The following is a 21793-nucleotide window of genomic DNA, read 5'->3' on the forward strand; positions in this document are numbered from 1 at the left end:
TGTGCGCATCCTAATCAGGGTGACCGTCAGGAACGCGGTCCCGGCAGGGTGACGCTGCCCCAGCGCGATGGAGGAGGAGTACGTGACCGGCATCTCAGGTCTGCCGTCGGCCAAGCAGGCGGCGCACGATGCCGCCGTGACTCGGCTGCGGGACGCGTACGCCGCGGTCCCCGCGGGCGTCCCGGTCCGGCTGGCCAAGCCGACATCCAACCTGTTCCGTTACACCCGCGACGCCGCCAAGCCCGGCCAGCCGGGCAGCGAGCGGGCCATCCTCGACGTGTCCGCGTTTTCCAGGGTGATCCACGTCGACCCCGCCGCGCGGACCGCCGTCGTCGGCGGCATGACCACTTACGAGGCTCTCTGCGACGCCACGCTGCCGCACCGGCTGATGCCGCTTGTGGTCCCCCAGCTCAAGACGATCACCCTGGGCGGTGCCGTCACCGGCCTCGGCATCGAGTCGTCCTCGCTGTGGAATGGCCTGCCGCACGAGTCGGTGACGGAAATGGAGATCCTCACCGGCGACGGCCGGGTGGTCGTCGCCACCAAGGACAACGAGCACAGCGAACTCTACTTCGGCTTCCCCAACTCCTACGGGACCCTCGGCTACTCGCTCGCCCTGAAGATCGAGCTGATGCCGGTCCAGCCGTACGTGCACCTGCGGCACTTCAGGTTCACCGACCCGCGTTCCTGTATGGACGCCATCGCGCAGATCGCGGCGAACGGCGAATACGAAGGGCACAAGGCGGACTTCCTCGACGGTGTCGCCTTCAGCACTAGCGAGTTGTACCTGACCGTCGGCGCGTTCAGCGACAAGGCGCCGTGGCTGAGCGACTACACGGGCCAGCAGGTCTACTACCGGTCGCTGCAGGCGAACCGCGAGGACTTCCTCACCATCGAGGACTACATCTGGCGCTGGGACACCGACTGGTTCTGGTGCTCGCACGCGTTCGGCGTGCAGAACCCGAAGCTGCGCCGCTTCTGGCCGCGCAAGTACCGCCGCTCTGACGTCTACCGCAAGCTCGTGGCGTACGACCAGAAGCACGGCCTGACGGCCGTGCTCGCGGAGAAGCGGCACCACCCGCCGCGCGAGATGGTCGTCCAGGACGTCGAGATTCCGGTGGACCGCGGCGGCGAGTTCCTCGGGTTTTTCGAGAACAATGTGAAAATGTCCCCGGTGTGGATGTGCCCGCTGCGGCTGCGCGGCGACCACGCGTGGACGCTGTACCCGATGCAGCCGGGCGACGTGTACGTCAACTTCGGCTTCTGGGGGACCGCGCCGCTCCCTGCTGGGCAGCGCGACGGTTATTACAACCGAATGGTGGAAGAGGAAGTTAGCGCGCTCGACGGGCACAAGTCGCTGTACTCCTCTGCCTTCTACTCCGAGGAAGAATTCCGCCGCAGGTACAACGGTTCGGCGTACGACAAGCTCAAGGCCGAGTATGACGGCGCTGGCAGGCTGCTCGGCCTGTACGACAAGTGCGTGCGCGGCCGCTGAAGCGACCGCCCACCATGCAGCTCAAGAAAGGAACGGCATATGGCACTGGCTGAGGTGTTCGAGGCGATCATGGGCCCGGGCGCGCCGGTGGAATTCCATGCTTACGACGGGTCGAGCGCGGGCGCCGCAGGCTCACCAGTCAAGCTCACCGTCCGGTCGCCGATCGCCGTCTCGTACTTGGCGCAGGCGCCCGGCGCGCTCGGCCTGGCCCGTGCCTACGTCTCCGGCCACCTGGACGTGGACGGTGATATGTTCGCCGCGCTTTCCCTGCTGTCCAAGGCCCAGGAGTCGAACATCAGCTGGGCCGACAGGCTGAAGCTGCTGCGCGACCTCGGCGGGCCGAAGGCGCTCTTCCCGCGGATAGCGCCGCCGCCGCAGGAGGTGCAGTCAGCCCGCCGACGGCTCACCATCGGCGCGATGCACTCCAAGAGGCGCGACGCGAACTCCATCTCGCATCACTACGACGTCTCCAACCGCTTCTACGAGTGGGTGCTCGGCCCGACGATGGCCTACACCTGCGCCTGCTACCCGACCGCGGACGCCACACTTGAGCAGGCGCAGGAGTACAAGTTCGATCTGGTCGCAAGGAAGATCGGGCTCAAGCCCGGCATGCGACTGCTTGACGTCGGCTGCGGCTGGGGCGGCATGGTCATGCACGCGGCCCGCGAGTACGGCGTCAAGGCGATCGGTGTCACCCTGTCGGAGCAGCAGGCCCTGTGGGCGCAGCAGGCCATTAAGAAGGCCGGGCTCGAGGACCTCGCCGAGGTTCGCTTCCAGGACTACCGCGACGTGCCGGAGACCGATTTCGACGCGATCAGCTCCATCGGGATCACCGAGCACATCGGCAAGGCGAACGTCCCGGGCTACTTCGCCTTCCTCAACGGCAAGCTCAAGGTCGGCGGCCGGATGCTCAACCACTGCATCACCCGGCCCGACAACACCGGCCCCTCCATCTACAAGGAGGGGTTCATCAACCGCTACGTCTTCCCCGATGGGGAACTCGAGGGCCCGGGCTGGCTCGCCGGCGAGATGAACGACCACGGCTTCGAGATCCGCCACGAGGAAAACCTCCGCGAGCATTACTCCAAGACGCTCGCCGCCTGGTGCGCCAACCTCGACTCGCACTGGGACGAGGCGGTCGAGGAGGTCGGCCAGGGCACGGCCCGCGTGTGGCGGCTCTACATGGCGGGCTCGCAGCTCGGCTTCGACCGCAACGTGGTCCAGCTGCACCAGATTCTCGGCGTCAAGCTGCACGCGGACGGCAGCTCGGGCATGCCGCTGCGCCCCGACTGGGAGCCGGCGGTGGAGCGGGCCAAGACCTCGGCGTAAGCGATCCCGCTCAGCCGGACCCGGACGCTGGGCTCGCTCCGGCGGCCGCCGCGGGCAGCACGACTGGCTTGCGGCGGCGGCCGGGCCGGCGGGCCGGGTCGCGGTCGCGGCGCAGCACCACGTGTACCGCACCGGACCTCGGTGCGTCCGGGTGCGGTGCGGTGCCGAGTGTGTTGACGGCCGCGAACTGGACCGGGGTCTGCGGCCACTGCTCTGGACACTCAAGGAAACGGAACGGCACCGCGTCGCCGCGCAGCAGCGGGTTCGGGCGAACGCAGCCCGTGGACGGGGGTATGACGTCGGCGGTCATCGCGAAGGCGACCTTGAGCAGGGCGGCGACGCCTGCCGCGGCCCTGGTGTCGCCGATGTTGGCCGAGACGGAGCCGAGGGCGCAGCGGTAGCCGCTGCCCGGCGCGCGCGAGCCGAGCACCTCAAGCAGCGCGGTGAGTTCGGCCTGGTCGTCGGCCGCGGTGGCCGCGCCGTGGCCCTCAACGAACTGGATATCCGCCGGGTCGACGCCCGCGCGCAGGTATGCCGCGGGGAGCTCCGCTCGTGGCGATGCGGTCGCGCTCGCCGCGTGCCAGCCGACGATCTCGGCGTAGCAGGGCACCTCCGCGACCCGGGCGTCCGCGGCTCGGACCAGCGCGACGAAACCGCATCCCTCGCCGGGGAGCGTGCCTGTCGGGCTGGCGTCGTACACCCGTACCTGTTCCACGGCTGGCCCGGCGCCTGGACGCTCGCCCCAGACGCCGACGCCCGTTGCTACGCCGCCAGCGAGCACCAGATCGAACTCACCGGAATTGAGCGCGTCACACGCCGCGGTGACGGCACGCAGCGAGCAGTTGAACCCGTCCGGTCCCGCTACGTCCGCCTCCGCCCCGTCCCGCCCTGCCGCCTTCAGTGTCGTGCCGCGCAGGGCCATGCCGGGTGACTTCGTGCCGTTTACCGCGGCGGCTGGATGCCTGCGGCCCATCAGGCCGATGGTCCCGAAGATCAGGTCGTGGACACTCGTTCCGGCGGACTTCAGCCCCCCGTCGTGGCCGCCGAGGGCATCACGCCGGCTTCCCGGCAAGCCGGCGCCAGGGCCGCCCGCGAGCAGCCCGAGCTGGCCGCGCACCCAGTCGCGGACATCCGCCGTGCCCGGCTCGGGTATGTCGGCGATGAATACGCCGATCCGCTCCGGGGCCACGTCACGGCCCGCGCCGGGAACGTCGGCAAGGGCGTCCGCGGCGGTTTCCGCGGCGAGGGCATGCCGGGCGGTGATGCCGCGGGGCAGCTCATCGACGCGTTCCGGCGTGCCGGATTCGTCATCGAGCAGCGCCGCCCGGTCACGGAACATCCGCCGTCCGGCGACCGTGAGCTCAAAGAACGAGGACGGGTCGGATGCGCCGGGAAACCGCAGCGCAGCGCCGACGATCGCGACGGCATGCCCGGTGCCGGGTCCTGCTTCGCCCGGAACGTGCATTTATCCCCCGAACAGAAATAGCGTTCATGCGATGCGAATTATCCGCTCGCCAATAAGGACTACTGCCCCTTGCGCCAACCATGCGCTGATCGGAAATCCCGCTGATCAGGGGTTCAGCGCGAGCAGCCATCACTGTATTAACACAGGGTGAGCATGGTCAAGAGCACGTCCGTAACGTAGGCATTTGCCGCGAATTCTGATGAATGCGGGGCGCGAAGATCATTAATCGGAATCGCGATTAGCGGCGATTTCCGGCGGTATTGCGCCCGGCCGCTAGCCGAGGCTGCCGACAAGCGGTTCGTGGGCCAGGCCGCCCGTCCGGCCGAGCAGTGGCGAGGTGATGAGGTAATCGGCACTGTTGCGGTTGCAGGCGATCGGGATGTTCCACACCACCGCGATGCGGACCAGGGCCTTGACGTCGGAGTCGTGCGGCTGCGGGCTCATCGGGTCCCAGAAGAAGATGAGCATGTCCAGACGGCCGGAGGCGATGAGCGCGCCGATCTGCTGGTCGCCGCCGAGCGGTCCGCTCTGGAAGCAGGTGACAGGAAGGTCGAGGCTCTCCCCGAGCAGCCTGCCCGTCGTCCCCGTCGCATACAGGATGTGATCGGCGAGAATGTCCCGGTTATATTCGGCCCACTCGAGCAGGTCGCCTTTCCTGTGGTCATGGGCGACCAAGGCGATGCGCTTCGGTTCGGGTGAGGTCGTGTCGGTCATGCCCTCAGGGTGACACCCGAATGTTGCAGGACTGCCACGCCGGCGTTATCGGATCGTGTACGTAGCGTGGTGATACCGCCTGCGACGCGACCGGGGCGGATGCGGTAACCTTAGGCATGCGTCCTGTCCGGCTGCTCCTTAGCTAGCCGCGCCGGCATTAGAGGCAGTCCGGTATCAAGGCCGGAATGACTGCCGTCGGCGCGGCCGCTCCTCGTGTGCTCGGGGGGCGGTTTTTGCTTTTGAGCAAGCACTTCTTGCTGGCGAACACGTGCTGGGGCAGGCAGCGCGTCGCCAGCGCGAGGATTCCCAGCCGGACCGATCGATGGGTGAGGACACGATGACTGCGGCCGAGAGAGCCGACGAGGCGAAAGCGTACGATCCGCGCGACTTCCAGGACAAGTGGCAGGCGCGCTGGGCGGAGACCGAACCGTTCCGCGCCAGCGACGATCCCGATGACCCGCGTGAGCGGTTCTACCTGGTCGACATGTTCCCGTACCCGTCGGGCGACCTCCACATGGGGCACGCCGAGGCGTATGCGATCGGCGACGCGATGGCCAGGTACTGGTTCCTGCGCGGAAAGAACGTGCTGCACCCGATCGGGTGGGACGCGTTCGGCCTGCCCGCGGAGAACGCGGCGATCAGGAACGGCACCCATCCGTCCGACTGGACCTACAAGAACATCGAGACGCAGGCGGCGTCGTTCCGCCGGTACGCGACCTCCTTCGACTGGTCGCGGCGCCTGGCGACCTGCGATCCCGAGTACTACCGGTGGAACCAGTGGCTGTTCCTGCGCTTCTACGAGCGCGGGCTGGCCTACCGCAAAGGCGGTTACGTCAACTGGTGCCCCAAGGACCAGACCGTGCTGGCCAACGAGCAGGTGGTCAACGGCCGGTGCGAGCGGTGCGGCACCGAGGTCGTCCGCCGGGTGCTGACCCAGTGGTACTTCAAGATCACCGAGTACGCCGACCGGCTGCTGGCGGACGCCGCTGAGCTGGAGGGCAACTGGCCGGACCGCGTGCTGACCATGCAGCGGAACTGGATCGGCCGCTCCACCGGGGCGGAGGTCGACTTCGCCGTCGAGGGCCGGGACGAGCCGGTTACCGTCTACACGACACGCCCGGACACGCTGTTCGGCGCCACGTTCATGGTGGTGGCCGCGGACTCGGCGCTGGCGTCCGAGCTGTGCGCCGAGGGCCAGCGGGCCGAGTTCGAGGCGTACCTGGCACAGGTGCGCAAGCTGACCGACATCGAGCGCCAGTCGACCGACCGGGAGAAGACCGGCGTCTTCCTGGGCGTGCACGCAATCAACCCGGTGAACGGCGAGCTGATCCCGATGTGGGCGGCGGACTACGTGCTGCCCGACTACGGCACCGGCGCGATCATGGCGGTTCCCGCGCACGACCAGCGTGACCTGGACTTCGCGCGCAAGTTCGGCCTGCCCGTGCGGGTCGTCGTGGCCACGGACCAGGCGGACCCGGCGGTCAGCGGGACCGCGACGCCCGGCGACGGGACTCTGGTGAACTCCGGGCCGCTGGACGGCCTGGGCAAGAAGGCGGCCATCGCCAGGATCATCGAGGTCCTGGACGACAAGGGCCTGGGCAAGGCCGCGGTGAACTACCGGCTGCGCGACTGGCTGCTGTCCAGGCAGCGCTTCTGGGGCACGCCGATCCCGATCATCCACTGCCCGTCCTGCGGCGAGGTGCCGGTTCCCGAGGACCAGCTGCCGGTCGAGCTGCCCTACCTGCGCGGCGCGGACCTGGCGCCCAAGGGCGTCTCACCGCTGGCCGCGGCCTCCGACTGGGTGAACGTGGAGTGCCCCAAGTGCGGTGGCGCCGCCCGCCGGGACACCGACACCATGGACACGTTCGTCGACTCGTCGTGGTACCAGTTCAGGTACTGCTCGCCCCGTTACGACGGCGGGCCGTTCCGCAGTGAGGACGTCAACCAGTGGGCGCCGGTCGACCTGTACGTCGGCGGTGTCGAGCACGCGATCCTGCACCTGCTGTACGCACGGTTTTTTACCAAGGTGCTGCAGGACCTGGGGCTGATCGACTTCGGCGAGCCGTTTGTCAGGCTGATCAACCAGGGCCAGGTGATCAACCAGGGCAAGGCGATGTCCAAGTCGCTCGGCAACGGCGTCAACCTGGGCGAGCAGATCGACCGCTTCGGAGTCGATGCCATCAGGCTGACGATGATCTTCGCCTCGCCGCCGCAGGACGACATCGACTGGGCGGACGTGAACCCGGATGCGATGGTCAAGTTCCTGGGACGGGTCTGGCGGATCGCCGCGGACGTCGCCGCGGCGGGACCGGGGAACCGCGACTTCGCGGCGGGCGACGCAGGCCTGCGCCGCGTCACGCACAAGATGGTCGACGAGGTCACCCGTCAGGTGGAGAACTATCACCTGAACGTGGCGGTGGCGCGGCTGATGGAGCTGGTCAGCGCGACCCGCAAGGCGATCGACTCAGGTCCGGGCGCTGCCGATCCGGCGGTGCGCGAAGCCGCGGAGGCGCTGGCCGTCTCGCTGTCGCTGTTCGCCCCGTACACGGCCGAAGAGTGCTGGGAGGCGCTAGGCGGTCCCGTCGGACCGTCGGGCATTCCTTCGGTGGCCAGGGCAGCCTGGCCGGCCGCGGACCCGGCTCTCCTGGTTCAGGAGACGGTCACCTGCGTGGTTCAGGTGAACGGCAAGGTCCGCGACCGGCTGGAGGTGTCTCCGGACATCACCGAGGCCGAGCTGCATGACCTGGCGATGGCCGCAACCGGGGTGACGCGCGCACTGGCCGGCCAAGAGGTCAAGCGGGTCGTTGTCCGCCCGCCGAAGCTGGTGAACATCGTCGCCGCCTGACCCGCACGCGCGGTCATACGCGGCGCAGGACGGCGACTACTTTTCCGAGGATGGAGGCGTCGTCGCCGAGGATCGGCGTGAACGCCGGGTTGTGCGGGATCAGCCACACGTGACCGTCGCTCTGCTTGAGCGTCTTCACGGTGGCCTCGCCGTCGATCATGGCCGCGACGATCTCGCCGTTCTCCGCGTCCTCCTGCTGGCGGATGACCACCCAGTCGCCGTCCGCGATGGCCGCGTTGATCATCGAATCGCCTGCGACCTTGAGCATGAACAGGCTGCCCTCGCCGACGAGCTGCCTGGGCAGCGGGAAGATGTCCTCGACCATCTGTTCGGCCGTGACGGGCACGCCGGCCGCGATCCGGCCGACGAGCGGCACGTAGGTGGCTTCCTGCGACGCGATGTCCATGCCGATGGCGGACAGCTCGGCGTCGGAGACGCCGTTCGCGGCCTGCTCGGGACGGACGGCGGGGTGACCGGGCAGCCGGACCTCAACCGTGCGCGGACGGCCGACGTCGCGGTGCAGGTAGCCCTTCCGCTGCAGCGTCGAGAGCTGGTACGAAACGCTTGACGTGCTGGTCAGGCCCACGGCCTCGCCGATCTCGCGCATCGACGGCGGGTAGCCGCGCTTCTGCACCGAGTCCCTGATCACTTGCAGGACCTTGCGCTGCCGCCAGGTGAGAACGTGGTCGGGATCCGGCTTGTCCGGCGTCTCTGGAATCACCACGGGGACGCTTCCCTTCGGCTTGCGGCCGGGCCTGCCCTTCGGGCGGATCGGTACGTCCGCAATTTCGGGACCGCCGCCGCCTGCGGTGTCATCCATCGGATGAACCTCCGATTTCTAGGTCGTCGCTTACGGATACGAGCCTAGCCCTACTTTCTGAATTCACCAAACATCTGTTCGACGTGTCTCTTGATTGACGGACCCTCGAGGTACAAAGATGGCAAGCGGCGTGTTCGATCGAACTGTATGTCGATCGAACGGGTGTACTATCGAATGAACGTTTGGTGATGGAGGCGGACATGGTGGCGATGGTGAGCGATGGATCAATCGCGACGCTGCGGCATCAGCGTGAAGCGGGGGCGGGGAGAGCGGTTCGAATGGCGCCGCTCCGGCTCACCCGGCGCGGCCGCGTCGTCGCGACCGGGGTATCGGCCCTGGCCATCGGCGTGTTGTCGGTGACGCTTGCGACAGCGGCGCAGGCCACGCACGACAAGCCGGGCTCTGTGGACAAGTACCTGGCCAAGGTGACCATCTCCGCGGGGGAAAGCCTGTGGTCGGTGGCTGAGGCCTACGATCCCAACGCGGACACCCGGGTGGTCATCCAGCAGATCCAGCAGCTCAACTCGCTGACCGGGTATCAGGTGCGGCCCGGTGAGGTGCTCTGGGTGCCCCGCGGCTGACCCGCCGCGCCGTCCGCCCGGGCCTTCGGGTCATGCAATCGGCCCGCCTGGACGCGACACGCCGGCGTGTGCTCCGAAGGCCTGGCCGCCTGCCTGGGTTTTTGGCTTCGATGGCCGTCTCGGCTTGCCTAGCGGTGCGCTCTGGACTACCGTTGACCACAACATCTAGTAGTTACACCGATGTTGTTCTTCAAGGTGTTGTGGATATTCACAATCGGTATGAACCGGCACGGAGCGGTGGGAGGTGATCGCGTGTACTGTCCGTTCTGCCGCCATCCGGACAGCCGGGTTATCGACAGCCGGGTTGCCGAGGATGGCACCGCGATACGCCGGCGGCGCTCCTGCCCCGAATGCGGGCGGCGGTTCACCACGCAGGAGTCGGTCATCTTGATGGTGGCCAAGCGAAGTGGGGTGACCGAGCCGTTCACCCGGGACAAGATCATTCGCGGGGTGCAGCGGGCCTGCCAGGGCAGGCCGGTCGATGAGGACCAGCTCGCTATGCTCGCCCAGCGGGTCGAGGAGACGATCAGGGCGCGCGGACTGGCGGAGGTCCCCTCGCACGAGGTGGGTCTCGCCATTCTTGGGCCGCTGCGCGACCTTGACGAGGTCGCCTACCTCAGGTTCGCCTCGGTGTACCGCGGCTTCGAGTCGCTCGATGACTTCGAGAAGGCGATATCCGAGCTGCGCAACCGGCATTAGCCGGCGGGAGCAGCGCAGGGATGAGCCGCGGTGACCGTGACGGTTGCGGCGGCGGGCCGCCCAAGGCAGGCGGTGCAAGGCAAGCCCGCACTAGGCGGGCCACCCAAGGGACGGTGCTGAGCAGGGGATCCGGCGTGGATCCATGAGCAAGGGGGAAAGGGAGTTATGACGGAAACGGTCAGCGGACCCACGGCGCGCAAGGGCAAGCGCGGCAAGGGCCTGAAGATCCGGCGCATCAACACGACGGCGGGCGTGCACCCCTACGACCAGGTGACCTGGGAGCGCCGCGATGTCGTGATGACCAACTGGCGTGACGGCTCGGTCAATTTCGAGCAGTACGGCGTGGAATTCCCCGAATTCTGGTCGGTCAACGCGGGCAACATCGTGACCACCAAGTACTTCCGCGGCGCGGTGGGCACGCCGCAGCGCGAGTGGTCGCTCAAGCAGCTCGTCGACCGCGTGACGAATATGTACACGCAGACGGGCAGGAGCAACGGCTATTTCGCCACCGACGCCGACGCGGAGATCTTCGACCACGAGCTCAAGTACGCGCTGATCCACCAGATCTTCAGCTTTAACTCCCCCGTCTGGTTCAACGTGGGCACCGCGGCAAGCCAGCAGGTCAGCGCCTGCTTCATCCTCGCCGTTGATGACACGATCGAGTCCATTCTCGACTGGTACAAGGAAGAGGGACTGATCTTCCGCGGCGGCTCGGGGGCGGGCGTCAACCTGAGCAGGATCCGCTCGAGCAAGGAGCTGCTCAGCTCGGGCGGCACCGCGAGCGGCCCGGTGAGCTTCATGCGCGGCGCCGACGCCAGCGCGGGCACCATCAAGTCGGGCGGCGCCACGCGAAGGGCGGCCAAGATGGTCGTGCTCGACGTGGACCACCCGGACATCGCGGACTTCATCGAGACCAAGGCCAAGGAAGAGAACAAGATCCGCGCCCTGCGCGACGCCGGGTTCGACATGGACCTCGGCGGCGCGGACATCATCAGCGTGCAGTACCAGAACGCCAACAACTCGGTCCGGGTCAGCGACGAGTTCATGAATGCGGTCGAGGACGGCAAGGAGTTCGGCCTCAACGCGCGGCTCACCGGCGAGACCATCGAGAAGGTCGACGCCAAGGGGCTGTTCCGCAAGATCGCCGAGGCCGCGTGGGAGTGCGCGGACCCGGGCCTGCAGTACGACGACACGATCAACAACTGGCACACCAACCCGGAAACGGGCCGCATCACCGCGAGCAACCCGTGCTCCGAGTACCTCTCGCTCGACAACTCGAGCTGCAACCTCGCCAGCCTCAACCTGATGAAGTTCCTGAAGGCCGACGAGACCTTCGACGCGGCGCACTTCGCGAAGATGTGCGAGCTGATCATCATCGCGATGGACATCTCCATCACCTTCGGCGAGTTCCCGACGGAGAAGATCCGCGACGTCACGAAGGCCTACCGCCAGCTCGGCATCGGCTACGCGAACCTGGGCGCGCTGCTGATGGCGACCGGCCACGCCTACGACTCCGAGGGCGGCCGCGCCATCGCCGCCGCGATCACCAGCCTGATGACCGCGAGCGCGTACAAGACCTCGGCCGAGATGGCCGCCGTGGTCGGCCCGTACGACGGCTACGCGAAGAACGCGACCGCGCACAACCGCGTCATGCGCATGCACGCCGACGCCAGCGACACGGCGAAACCGGCCGCGAGCTTCGACAAGGCCATCCTCGACCTGGCGAACAAGACCTGGCAGGAGTGCCTCACCCTCGGCGAGGCCAGCGGCTACCGCAACGCCCAGGCCAGCCTGCTCGCGCCGACCGGCACCATCGGCTTCATGATGGACTGCGACACCACGGGCATCGAGCCGGACCTGGCGCTTGTCAAGTTCAAGAAGCTGGTCGGCGGCGGCTCCATGCAGATCGTCAACCAGACGGTGCCGCGTGCGCTGAAGAACCTCGGCTACCAGGCCGAGCAGGTCGAGGCGATCACCGAGTACATCGCCGTGCATGGCCACGTGGTGGACGCACCCGGCCTCAAGCCGGCGCATTACGAGGTGTTCGACTGCGCGATGGGCGAGCGGTCGATCCCCCCGATGGGCCACGTGCGGATGATGGCCGCGGTGCAGCCGTTCCTTTCCGGCTCCATCTCCAAGACCGTGAACATGCCGGAGAACGCCACGGTCGAGGACGTGGAGCAGATCTATTTCGAGGGCTGGCGGCTCGGCCTCAAGGCGCTGGCGATCTACCGCGACAACTGCAAGGTCGGCCAGCCGCTCTCCGTCTCCAAGAGGAAGAGCGAGCCGGAAACACAGGAAGCCGCACCCGTTCCGGCTGTCGCAAGTCAAGCGCCGCAGGACGCGCACCGGCCGGTCAGGCGACGCCTGCCCAAGACCCGTTCCGCGACCGTGACCAGGTTCGATGTGGCCGGTGCCGAGGGTTACATGACTGCCTCCACCTACCCGGACGACGGCGTGGGCGAGGTCTTCCTCAAGCTCGGCAAGCAGGGCTCGACGCTCGCGGGCGTGATGGACGCGTTCTCGATGGCGATCTCCGTCGGCCTCCAGTACGGCATCCCGCTTGAGTCCTACGTCGCCAAGTTCACCAACATGCGGTTCGAGCCGGCCGGCATGACCGACGACCCGGACATCCGCATCGCGACATCGGTGATGGACTACATCTTCCGCCGCCTCGCGCTCGACCACCTGCCGTTCGACCAGCGCGCCGAGCTCGGCATCAAGTCCGCCGCCGAGCGCGCCGCCGAACTGGCAGGCCAGGACCCCGCGTCGCTTGGCGGGGAGCTCGACCCGGTGGAGCTGGCCCAGTCCGCCGCGGTAGAGAACACCGCCACCACCGAACGGGTTCAGCAGTCTCGCTCCGCACCGCAGTCTCTCGCCACCCCGGCGGCCCCGGCGGCGGCAACCGCGGAACCGCAGGCAACACCGGCGGCAGGCTCCGCCCGGCTGAGCGGCCCGCACTCCACCGCCGAGCTGATCGAGTTCCAGCAGGGCCGGACCGCGGACGCGCCGCTGTGCCTCACCTGCGGCACGAAAATGCGCCCCGCGGGCAGCTGCTACGTCTGCGAAGGGTGCGGTTCCACCAGCGGCTGCAGTTAGTTCCAGGCACCGTTCATGGGTATTTTCCCAGTTCAGGTGGGATGTGGCTAGTCGGGCTGCATCCCACCTGAGTGCTATCTGGACACGCTTTGCGGACATCCCGCGGCGCCGTTCAGTTGCGGTGACGTCCGGCGCTGCGTGACGGGCCGATGGCCCCTTGCGCCCCGCCGTGAACGGGCGAGGGTAGAGGTGAGTGCCTGGCCGCGCTCAGCCCCTAATTCCTGGAGGCAGCCATGACGACAGCGTCTCCGCGCCCGACTAGTGGTGCGGGCCTGTTCGCGCCGGCGCCGACAGACCCGCCATCAGGCCAGCAGCCCGGCAGTGGCCTGCCGGGCCGCCTCAGGCAGCTTGCCTGGGCCTCTGTGCCGGTGTGGTCGTTTTCCGTGCTCTCATTCGCGCCGTTCCTGCGGATCGCGCTTGCCCGGCGCCGCCCGCGCGACTGGGCGGTGGCCGCCGGGTACCTAGCGGCTGTCATCGTCACGATGATCCTGATGTCCGTCGCCGGCCCGGACGACGCGATATCCGCGGTGGCCGGCATCCTGGCCATCGTGGTGGCAGGCGTGGCGGCCGTGCACGCGTTCGTCGCGTTCCGGCCCGGGGGCCCGGCTGCCGGCGGCATGCGCGCCAGCGAGCTGGCGCTCGTCACGGCCCGGGCCCGGCTGCGCAGCAGGCAGCAGGCGCGCGAGCTTGCCGACAGCAATCCGGCGCTCGCCCGCGAGCTGGGAATCGGCAGGCCGGACATCCCGCACGAGTACGACGATGGCGGGCTGGTCGACGTCAACCACGTGCCCGGCAGTGTGCTGGCCTCCAGCCTGGGGATGACAGCCGCCGAGTCCGCATCGGTCATCAGCGTGCGGCAGGAGCTTGGCAGGCTCGCCGGCCCGGAGGAGCTCACGGCATGCACAGACCTAGCCCCTGACCGCGTCGATGCCCTGGCTGACCTGATGCTGTTCGGCTGAGCCTGGCAGACCCGGTCTGAGCAGCAGACGCGGGCTTGCCAGGTGAGTGACAGATCACGGCTGCACTGCGGCGGTGCTCCTGGCAGATGCTCCGATCCAAGAGGTGATGAGATGAACCGCTCGATGATCCGCGTGTGGGCTGGCGCGGCGCTGCTGATGCTCACCGTGGCCGCCTGCGGCGGCGCGCAGAGCAGCAGCGGGACAGGCGGCACCGTGCCCCGGGCCACCACCAGCACCCCGGCCGCTAATGGCGTGGCGGCAATGCGAGCGGACCAGGCGACCCGGGCGGCTCTTGCCGCGCTCAACTCGGTCCGCAGCGTCCGCATGGCGGGGACGTTCCCCGCAAACGGGCGCAGCGAGCGCTTCGACATGCGCTTCGCGGGCAATTCGGCCGCCATCGGTAACTTCACCCTCAATGGCGCTGTGGTTCAAACGGTCACCTGGGACAGTGTCATGTACCTTAAGGCCGACCAGGACGGCTGGGCCGCCATGGGCAATTCACCCAGCACAGCAGGCATGATGGCCGGGCGGTGGTTCAAAGTCGGCGCGGCCCAAGCGCCCGGGACAACCCCGCTGTCGCTCGCTTTCTTCACCGCGGAGCTGGCGGCGCACGCGACCATGACGCGGGCCACACTGACCACCGGGACGCTGTCGGGCCGCCAGGTAGCGGTCATCGCTTACCCGGACGGCTCGAAGCTCTATGTCGCCGCCACCGGCCCGGAGTACCCGCTCCGGTTCGACGTCACGGGGGACACCGGAGGCCGCCGTGACTTCAGTGGTTACGGAGCCGCGCTGCATATCGTGGCTCCCAGCGGCGCGACCGACATCAGCCACGGCTAGGCACCCAATGCTTACCCTTCTTCGTAATGGCGCAGCCAATCGCGACTAGGGGCCTGACCGACCCGTTCGCCAACACCGCCGGATATGCGGTAGCAGCTGGCAAAGTGCGATAGATAGCGCACGGCCAGGGCCGTGACCTGGCCGTGCGGCAACGGCGCAACAGGAACAGGCCCCGCCCGGGCTTGATCGCCTGGACGGGGCCTCTCCTGCGGCTAACTCTTGTCAGCCCTCGTTGTCGGACGAGGCGAGGTAGACGCCGGGAACCTTGCTGGGTGCGTAGATCTTGGTGTCACCCGGGTACGGCTTGGTGAAATTGGAAGTGACGTACCAGTCGTAGCGGTTCATCTGCTCCGGGTTGGCGTAGTCGGGAGTGGCGTTGGTGCCGCCGGTCGTGTGCTGCTTCTTCAGCCAAGCGGCCCACTGCGCCGCGATGGTCCGCATGGCGGCCGGGATCACCGGCTTGCCCAGTGCATCGGCCTTCAGTACGGCGGCGCGGTTGTGCTGCGCCGCCTTGATCGCCGCTGTGCTGGTCGACGGTCCGCCCAGCAGCGGGCCAGGCACGTTGGGGCCACAGGTCGGCATGGTGGAAAGGCCCGCGGTCAGCGAGGTCTGGTTGTTCACCGCGGTGTACGGGGTGTAGTCCGGCGTGCTGGTGAACACGCCGTACATCGGGGTCGCCGCGGAGTCCTTCTGGTTCATCGGGCGCATCCCGAGGATGTTCTCGATGGTCCGGATCATGTTGACCTGGGTGTAGTAGGCGTTGTCGACGACGCCGTGCGCGGCCCAGGGGCTGATGATCTGGACCGGGGCGCGGTGGCCGTCGACGTGGTCCACGCCGGCCTGCGAGTCATCCTCGACCACGAAGATCGCCGACTGGGGCCAGTACTTGCTGTGCGAGATGGTCTCCACGATCTTGCCGAGGGCGAGGTCGTTGTCGGCGACCTGGGCGGCCGGGCTGGGCGGGCCGCCGGTGTGGTCGCTTGAGAGCCAGAACATGTTGAGGTTGGACGGGCCGTTCTTGTCGAACTCCTGCTTCCAGATCTCGTACCGGTAGATGTCCGGCACGCTGGTGTCGAACTTGGGGAAGAGGGAGTCGGACACGTTGTTCAGCGACGGGATCGGCGACGTCGAGGTCAGCGGGTAGGCCGTCGAGGAACCGGTCGAGTCCATGGTCAGCGCGTCGCAGTACAGGTTCTGCCAGGACGCGGCGGCCGGCTTAGTGAGGAACTGCTGGAACTCGCCGTAGTCGCGGACGCTCTTGCTCGCCGACTCGACGCCGCTCCACAGCGTGCCGGACGCCTGGTGGCCCAGGGCGTCGTCCTCGGTGTCGTAGGACCGGTCGTACTGGCCGGCTAGCGACTGGGTGTAGTCGGGGTTGTCGGCCTGCATGAGCCAGTTGTGGCCCTCGGCCGAGTTGGTGCCCGCGTCGTAGAAGTTGTCGTAGAGGCCGAACTGCGTTGCGAGCGCGTGGTTGTTCGGGGTGACCGTCGCGCCGTACTGGGTGAAGGCGGGGTCGCCGTTACCCTGCGGCATGTCGCCGAACTGCTGGTCGTAGGTCCGGTTCTCCTTGACGACAAGGAAGACGTACTTGATCGTCGACGGGGCGCCGATCCGGGTGGGGACTGGTACCGGCTTGACGTTCCTGGAGTCCATGGTCGCGTACTTGACCGAGCCGCCGGTCCAGCCGTTGTCCTGGAAGACCTGGTCGGTCATGTGCCGGATGGCGCCGTCGCTCGGCATCGTGAAGTAGGTGAGCGAGGACGTGGTGTCGTGAGTGCCGTGCGCCGCCGTGGTGGAGCGGCGCGCGTCGATGCCGCGCATGTTGGTGACCACGATCTGCCCGCCGGTGCTGGCGAGTTCCACCGGGAAGTAGTCAGTCGGGATCAGGCCGATGTAGTTGACGGCTTCCCGCGGGCTGTTCCAGCCGCGCGGGTCGTCGAACCGGTAGGCCGCGATCGCGTTCGCCCCGCCGAGGGAGACGAGCAGGTGGTCGCCGGTCACGGTGATCGCGTCCGGTTCGTAGCCCACCCTGGCCTCGGGCCACGGCTGGGTGCCGATCGTCTGGACGACATGGTTGGTCCTGGCGTCGATGACGGACACCGTGTCGCTGTTGGTGTTCGCCACGAACACCGCGCCGTTGGCGTAGGCCAGCGCCGTCGGGTGCAGGCCGACCGCGACGCTCGCCGGGGTGGCCGACGGGTTCGACAGGTCGATGACGCTCACCGCACCAGTGGTGCTGGACCCGGTGAGGTGGCTCGCGGGAACCTGGGTGCCGTAGGAGTTGAGCGTGCTGTCAGCGGAGGTCGCCGTGCGGCCGCCCTCGTCGGACACGTACAGCTTGCTGCCGACGAGCAGCAGGTCACGCGGGGCGTTGCCGACGTTCCAGGTCTGCGTGACCGCGCCGGTCGACGCGTCCATCGCGACGACCGTGTTCTGGCCGTTGACCGCCGCGTACACGGTCGAGCCGTCAGCGGAGAACACCGCCTTGCCGACGAGCGGCAGTGCGCTGTTGACCGTGGGGAGGGTGACGGCGACCGGGCTGCCGACGGAGCCGTCGGCGGCCACGGCGTACTTGGCGTAGCCGGTGTTGGTGCCCATCCACAGCGAGGATCCGTCGGGGGAGTAGGTGGGGCTCTCCTGGCCGACGCCGCTGCCGAAGCGGACGTACTGCTGGATGGCCATCGTGGACAGGTTGACGATGACCATGTCGTAGGGGCCGTCAGCCAGCGTGGCCGCCATGTGGGTGCCGTCCGGGCTGATCACGGAGCCCATGATCTTGCCGTTCGGGATCTCGAGGCGGGTCCCGTAGGGGTTGATGATCTGGTTGTCCGATACGACCATGCCCTGGGAGACCGTAGTGCCAACCTGGCCATCGCCGAAGATGGCGGAGGACGCGTAGGCGATGCCGGTCCCGGTGAGGAGCAGCAGCGCCGCGGCCGAGGAGGCCATGACAACCCGCGTCTTGCGTCCGGCGGGGAGCCTGAGCTTCCCGACGGCTCGCCGTTTGCGTTTTACCTGCACGAGAGGGTTATCCCTTCGTCGAAGTGGCAAGCAGGTCGACATTGCCGTCGAACTGCCATAGCGGGTTCGGTGCGTTGCCATAGGCCGCGTGCACCAGGAAGTAGCCATTCACTTCCTTTGGGCCGTCGCCGTCGGCGACGAACCGCCCGTTCGGGTTGACGTCGAGCTGGTAGATCGCCTGCCCCGTGGCGTCGCTGACGTCGGGAACATGCCACGAGACTGTGCAGCGCCAGTCGTTTCCCGGCCCTTCAGGGGAGATCAGGCCGCCGCCCCTGTCGCACACGGCCGTCACGTCAAGCTGTGACTTGCTGATGGCCTGGTGGTAGATCTCGCCGATCTGCACCGGGTAGAGGTTGGCGAACTCCGTCGCGAGCGCCGACTGGACCTTCTGCTCATCGATCCCCGAGCCCGTCGCACCCGGCGCCGCCAGCGCCAGCGCCGCCGCCGAGACCGCGAACAGGCCCGCGAGCGGCAGTACCCCCAGGGTGATCGCGCGCCCGCTGGCGCCGTCATGGCCGCTGTAGGTGAACTCGCGCCGCATGAAGATCAGGTAGGCCGCCACGGTCGCGGTCGCCGCCCAGGCCAGGCTCACCGCCACGCCGATCAGCACCATGCCGGGCTGTTCCGGCGTGTCGAACAGGCCGTTCCACGACAGGAACACGTAGCCGGGCAGCGCCAGGCGGAGCGCGGCGTCCATCGGCAGGTCCTGAACTAGCTGCATGCCGAGCGCGACGACGGCGGGGATCAGCAGGCCCATGGGGGAGCGGCCAAGTGCGACGGAGCCGAGCAGCCCGATCGCGGCGAGCGCCAGCGTCGGCGCCAGCGCGCACAGCCAGACGAGAGCGATGCGGACCGCCGCGTCGCCCGATGTCAGCTGCAGGCCGTCCATGCCGGTCAGCGGCCGGAGGCCGGACGCCGCGATCCCGCCGACCGTGGCCGAGACCGCGAGACCTGGGAAGCCGATCACGATGACGGTGAGGCTGGCCAGCGCCTTGGCCGCGAAGATCCGCCGCGGCGAGCGGACCGCCACGAGCAGGTGCCGCCAGGTTCCGAGCCGGTCCTCGCTGGAGAACACGTCGCCCGCGATGATCGACGTCACCAGCGGGAGCAGCCAGTTGCCCGCGAAGCTGAGCGCCGCGAGGGGCGCGGCAAGCCCCGTGGCGTGCAGCCAGCGTCCGTACAAAGTGTCGGCAGGCAGCGTCTGCTCGCCTGAGATGGCGTAGACGCCCACCGCGGGCACGATCCAGCAGGCGGCGATCAACAGCCGGATCCGCCATTGGGATAGCAGCTTGACCAGCTCGAAGCGGTAGACGTTGGCCACCGGTACGGGCCGGGAGCCTGTGGCGGCGCTGCCGGGGGTTAGGGTCGCGGTCATCGGCTTACCTCCTGCTGCTCGGCCTGCTGCTGAGCCTGCTGCTCGGTGAGGGCGAGGAACGCGGACTCGAGGGGCGAGGTGACCGGGGTCAGCTCGCGGACGGCGACCCCCGCGCTCACCAGCTGCGGCACCAGCGCGTCGATCGCCGGGACATTGGCACGGATGATGATCAAGTCCGCGTCGTTCGCTGGGACGGGGCCGAGGGTCACGCCCGATGCGCTTGCGGCGATCTGACGCGCGGTCGCGGTATCGCTGACCCGCAGCAGGTAATCGACAGGGCGGCTTTCGTCGGCCAGCTTGCTCAGCGGGCCCGCGAAGACCACCCGACCCGCCGCGACGATGGTGACCTCGGAGCACAGCGCCTCCACGTCGTCCATCTGGTGGCTGGACAGCAGCACGGCGGCGCCGTCGGCGGCGAGCCGGCGCAGCACCTCGTGCACGTGCTTGCGGCCCGACGGGTCCAGGCCGTTGGACGGCTCGTCGAGTACCAGCAGCCGCGGCCTGATCAGCAGGGCGGCGGCGAGCCCAATCCGCTGCCGCATGCCAAGGGAGAAGCCGCGCACCTTGTCGTTCGCGACATCCGCGAGCCCGACCTGGGCCAGTGCGTCATCGACCTCCGCCTTCTCGCCGTAGCCGCGCAGTCGCGCCAGTTCGGCGAGGTTTCGCCGCGCGGTCAGCGAAGGGTAGACACCGGGGCCGTCGACGAAGCCGGCCACGCCGTCGGGAACGAGCAGCGCACGCCCGGCGGGCTGTCCAAGCACCTCGAGGGTGCCCTTGTCGGCGGTGGCCAGTCCAAGCAGGATGCCGAGCAGCGTGGTCTTGCCCGCGCCGTTCGGCCCGACCAGGCCGTGGATCTGCCCTGCCGCGACATCGAGGTCAACGCCATCGAGTGCTATGACGTCGCCGAAGTACTTCGTGATCCCCCGGCCGCGCACGGCCTGGGTCATTTCAACAGATTCTTCAGCAAGCACGCATGAAACACTCAGGGATGCAAACGGCCACAGTGTTGATCGCGATTGAAAACGCGGAGAACTGTCCGTGTCCGTGTGACCGCTAATGGCTCTGAACGTTCGCGGTTGACTTCGAGCACGCTCGAAGCGCAAGACTTGGCCCATGACGTCTGCGGAAATGACGATCGCGGAGGTGGCAGAGCGCACCGGACTGACGCGGCACACACTGCGCTATTACGAGCGTGACGGGCTGATGCTCGGTGTCGGCCGGGACAATTCCGGACACCGTCGCTACTCGGAAGGCGATCTCGGCTGGCTCGAGCTGATCACCAAGCTGCGGGAAACAGGCATGCCGGTCCGCGAGGTGCGCCGGTACGCCGAACTGGTCCGCGCCGGCGACGGTAACGAAGACGAACGGCTCACGCTGCTGCGAGTGCACCGTGAGCGCGTGCGCGCGCAGCTCGCCGCGATGGCGGGCCATCTCGGGGCCATCGACATGAAGATCGGCTACTACGAAGGGGCGCTCGGCGAGTGCCGGTCACCGGACAGCCATCTCAGTTCGCCGCGTCAAGAAGCTGCCGCTGTTCCGCGCTGAGCTCCAGGTCGACCGCGGCCAGGCTCTCGTCGAGCTGCGCGACCGAGGACGCGCCGATGAGCGGCACGATCGAGAGTTCCCCGCCGATCAGCCACGCGAGCACCACCTGATTCGCCGTTGCGCCCGCCTCCCGCGCCACCCGGTCCAGCGCCTGCAGCCTGGCCCTGGTGCCCGGATGGTCGTAGGCGCGGTCCAGCTTCTTTTCTGAACGGGTGTACGCGCCGTTGAGCAGCGGTGAGTAAGCCACCAGCGTCATCCCGGGTTCGGCGCGCACGTAGCTGAGTACTGGCCCGTCCGCGACGCCGATCTCGCCGTCCCGTGAGAAACGCAGGTCGGGGATGTCGGTGCGCATGCGCAGATACGTGTGGTGATACTGCAGCACGTCGGCCCGCGCGCGCCCGGCGGCGGCCGCGAGGCTCCGCGCCCGCTCCACCTGCCAGGCCCAGTGGTTGCTGAGGCCGAGCAGGCCGACGGCGCCGTCCGCCACTAGCTCACCGAACGCGGCGACCTGCTCGTCCAGCGGAACTCCGGTCTGATCGGGGATATGCGCGTAGTACAGATCGATCCGCGCCACGCCGAGGCGTTCCCTGCTGCGCTCGCTGGCCTCCCTGATCGCCGCGCGCGACAGGCCTTCGCGCGGCGTCGCGAAGTCGCTCGACGGCGCGACAGGCCGCGCTCCGACTTTCGTCGCGATGACGATCTCGTCGCCTGCGCCGCGGCTGGCGCGCCACCGGCCGAGCAGCGCCTCGCTCTCGCCGCCTTGCGTGCCGTTCACGAAGAACAGGTAGTTGTTTGATGTGTCGATGAAGTTCCCGCCCGCTGCCGCGTACCGGTCCAGGATGGCGAACGACGTCGCTTCGTCGGTCGTCGTGCCGAACCGCATCGCGCCCAGGCTCAGCACGCTGACCTTGCGCGCCGCCGAGTTGGTTCCGATGGTCGTGTATCGCATGTCCCCACGCTCGCCATTCGCGTGCGCTCGAAGTCAAGCGCAGTATCGGGCGCGGCC

Annotated in this window: 16 protein-coding genes; 9 read left to right on the forward strand and 7 right to left on the reverse strand. The window is 68.2% G+C overall.

Annotated elements, in window-relative coordinates:
• The first annotated feature begins 82 nt into the window (after positions 1 to 82).
• Together EAS64_RS18960 and EAS64_RS18965 are read left to right on the forward strand one after the other, a co-directional pair.
• Complete coding sequence (locus EAS64_RS18960) at positions 83 to 1495, forward strand: FAD-binding oxidoreductase (protein WP_246115743.1); 1413 nt, start codon at positions 83 to 85, stop codon at positions 1493 to 1495.
• A 39-nt stretch (positions 1496 to 1534) separates the two neighbouring features.
• Complete coding sequence (locus tag EAS64_RS18965; protein ID WP_145854414.1) at positions 1535 to 2824, forward strand: class I SAM-dependent methyltransferase; 1290 nt, start codon at positions 1535 to 1537, stop codon at positions 2822 to 2824.
• 10 nt (positions 2825 to 2834) lie between these two features.
• On the opposite strand, the gene EAS64_RS18970 is transcribed toward EAS64_RS18965, so the two are convergent.
• Together EAS64_RS18970 and EAS64_RS18975 are read right to left on the reverse strand one after the other, a co-directional pair.
• Positions 2835 to 4289, reverse strand: coding sequence for a beta-ketoacyl [acyl carrier protein] synthase domain-containing protein (locus EAS64_RS18970; protein WP_145854416.1), 1455 nt, complete (start codon positions 4287 to 4289; stop codon positions 2835 to 2837).
• 273 nt (positions 4290 to 4562) lie between these two features.
• Positions 4563 to 5003, reverse strand: a complete 441-nt coding sequence (locus tag EAS64_RS18975) for a methylglyoxal synthase (protein ID WP_145854418.1) — start codon at positions 5001 to 5003, stop codon at positions 4563 to 4565.
• A gap of 337 nt (positions 5004 to 5340) precedes the next feature.
• Between EAS64_RS18975 and leuS the strand changes: the two genes are divergently transcribed.
• Complete coding sequence (gene leuS, locus EAS64_RS18980; RefSeq protein ID WP_145854420.1) at positions 5341 to 7848, forward strand: leucine--tRNA ligase; 2508 nt, start codon at positions 5341 to 5343, stop codon at positions 7846 to 7848.
• Positions 7849 to 7861: 13 nt separating this feature from the next.
• Here leuS and lexA read toward each other — a convergent pair whose 3' ends face one another.
• Positions 7862 to 8668 carry a transcriptional repressor LexA gene (gene lexA / locus EAS64_RS18985; RefSeq protein WP_145854422.1) on the reverse strand — a complete coding sequence of 269 codons (807 nt, stop codon included), beginning with the start codon at positions 8666 to 8668 and terminating at the stop codon, positions 7862 to 7864.
• Between the two features lie 278 nt (positions 8669 to 8946).
• On the opposite strand from lexA, the gene EAS64_RS18990 reads away from it, so the two are divergent.
• The 5 genes from EAS64_RS18990 to EAS64_RS19010 all read left to right on the forward strand — a co-directional run bounded on the left by EAS64_RS18990 (position 8947) and on the right by EAS64_RS19010 (position 14846).
• Positions 8947 to 9249 carry a LysM peptidoglycan-binding domain-containing protein gene (locus EAS64_RS18990; RefSeq protein WP_187366003.1) on the forward strand — a complete coding sequence of 101 codons (303 nt, stop codon included), beginning with the start codon at positions 8947 to 8949 and terminating at the stop codon, positions 9247 to 9249.
• Between the two features lie 252 nt (positions 9250 to 9501).
• Positions 9502 to 9948: a transcriptional regulator NrdR gene (nrdR, locus tag EAS64_RS18995; protein WP_145854426.1), complete on the forward strand. Its 447-nt coding sequence runs from the start codon at positions 9502 to 9504 to the stop codon at positions 9946 to 9948.
• A 165-nt stretch (positions 9949 to 10113) separates the two neighbouring features.
• Positions 10114 to 13047, forward strand: coding sequence for a vitamin B12-dependent ribonucleotide reductase (locus EAS64_RS19000; protein WP_145854428.1), 2934 nt, complete (start codon positions 10114 to 10116; stop codon positions 13045 to 13047).
• Positions 13048 to 13280: 233 nt separating this feature from the next.
• Positions 13281 to 14006 (forward strand): hypothetical protein, encoded by a 726-nt coding sequence (locus EAS64_RS19005; protein WP_145854430.1) that lies wholly within the window; start codon positions 13281 to 13283, stop codon positions 14004 to 14006.
• A gap of 111 nt (positions 14007 to 14117) precedes the next feature.
• Entirely contained in the window at positions 14118 to 14846 is a 729-nt protein-coding gene (locus tag EAS64_RS19010; RefSeq protein WP_145854432.1) for a hypothetical protein, read from the forward strand.
• Between the two features lie 222 nt (positions 14847 to 15068).
• Here EAS64_RS19010 and EAS64_RS19015 read toward each other — a convergent pair whose 3' ends face one another.
• From EAS64_RS19015 to EAS64_RS19025, 3 genes are read right to left on the reverse strand one after another with little or no spacing between them, the layout of a single operon-like run.
• Positions 15069 to 17867: a bifunctional YncE family protein/alkaline phosphatase family protein gene (locus EAS64_RS19015; protein ID WP_187366004.1), complete on the reverse strand. Its 2799-nt coding sequence runs from the start codon at positions 17865 to 17867 to the stop codon at positions 15069 to 15071.
• 7 nt (positions 17868 to 17874) lie between these two features.
• Complete coding sequence (locus tag EAS64_RS19020) at positions 17875 to 19242, reverse strand: ABC transporter permease (RefSeq protein ID WP_145854436.1); 1368 nt, start codon at positions 19240 to 19242, stop codon at positions 17875 to 17877.
• The gene (locus EAS64_RS19025) at positions 19239 to 20189 is read right to left on the reverse strand and encodes an ABC transporter ATP-binding protein (RefSeq protein ID WP_145854438.1); all 951 of its coding nucleotides are present in this window, start codon (positions 20187 to 20189) and stop codon (positions 19239 to 19241) included. Before EAS64_RS19025 ends, EAS64_RS19020 begins: the two co-directional genes overlap by 4 nt.
• Before the next feature lie 166 nt (positions 20190 to 20355).
• Here EAS64_RS19025 and EAS64_RS19030 point away from each other — a divergent pair, with 166 nt between their 5' ends.
• Positions 20356 to 20787 (forward strand): MerR family transcriptional regulator, encoded by a 432-nt coding sequence (locus EAS64_RS19030; protein ID WP_145854440.1) that lies wholly within the window; start codon positions 20356 to 20358, stop codon positions 20785 to 20787.
• Here the strand turns inward: EAS64_RS19030 and EAS64_RS19035 are convergent.
• Positions 20747 to 21736, reverse strand: a complete 990-nt coding sequence (locus tag EAS64_RS19035; RefSeq protein WP_145854442.1) for an aldo/keto reductase — start codon at positions 21734 to 21736, stop codon at positions 20747 to 20749. The genes EAS64_RS19030 and EAS64_RS19035 overlap by 41 nt on opposite strands.
• Positions 21737 to 21793: the final 57 nt, after the last annotated feature.

The sequence above is a fragment of the Trebonia kvetii genome (assembly GCF_007827045.1).
Taxonomy (GTDB): domain Bacteria; phylum Actinomycetota; class Actinomycetes; order Streptosporangiales; family Streptosporangiaceae; genus Trebonia; species Trebonia kvetii.

Excerpts from the sequence above, each read along its gene's own strand:
- EAS64_RS18965 (WP_145854414.1), top strand. The coding sequence starts at position 1,535 with ATGGCACTGGCTGAGGTGTTCGAGGCGATCATGGGCCCGGGCGCGCCG.
- EAS64_RS18970 (WP_145854416.1), bottom strand. The coding sequence starts at position 4,289 with ATGCACGTTCCGGGCGAAGCAGGACCCGGCACCGGGCATGCCGTCGCG.
- EAS64_RS18975 (WP_145854418.1), bottom strand. The coding sequence starts at position 5,003 with ATGACCGACACGACCTCACCCGAACCGAAGCGCATCGCCTTGGTCGCC.
- leuS (WP_145854420.1), top strand. The coding sequence starts at position 5,341 with ATGACTGCGGCCGAGAGAGCCGACGAGGCGAAAGCGTACGATCCGCGC.
- lexA (WP_145854422.1), bottom strand. The coding sequence starts at position 8,668 with ATGGATGACACCGCAGGCGGCGGCGGTCCCGAAATTGCGGACGTACCG.
- EAS64_RS18990 (WP_187366003.1), top strand. The coding sequence starts at position 8,947 with ATGGCGCCGCTCCGGCTCACCCGGCGCGGCCGCGTCGTCGCGACCGGG.
- EAS64_RS19000 (WP_145854428.1), top strand. The coding sequence starts at position 10,114 with ATGACGGAAACGGTCAGCGGACCCACGGCGCGCAAGGGCAAGCGCGGC.
- EAS64_RS19005 (WP_145854430.1), top strand. The coding sequence starts at position 13,281 with ATGACGACAGCGTCTCCGCGCCCGACTAGTGGTGCGGGCCTGTTCGCG.
- EAS64_RS19010 (WP_145854432.1), top strand. The coding sequence starts at position 14,118 with ATGAACCGCTCGATGATCCGCGTGTGGGCTGGCGCGGCGCTGCTGATG.
- EAS64_RS19020 (WP_145854436.1), bottom strand. The coding sequence starts at position 19,242 with ATGACCGCGACCCTAACCCCCGGCAGCGCCGCCACAGGCTCCCGGCCC.
- EAS64_RS19025 (WP_145854438.1), bottom strand. The coding sequence starts at position 20,189 with ATGACCCAGGCCGTGCGCGGCCGGGGGATCACGAAGTACTTCGGCGAC.
- EAS64_RS19030 (WP_145854440.1), top strand. The coding sequence starts at position 20,356 with ATGACGTCTGCGGAAATGACGATCGCGGAGGTGGCAGAGCGCACCGGA.
- EAS64_RS19035 (WP_145854442.1), bottom strand. The coding sequence starts at position 21,736 with ATGCGATACACGACCATCGGAACCAACTCGGCGGCGCGCAAGGTCAGC.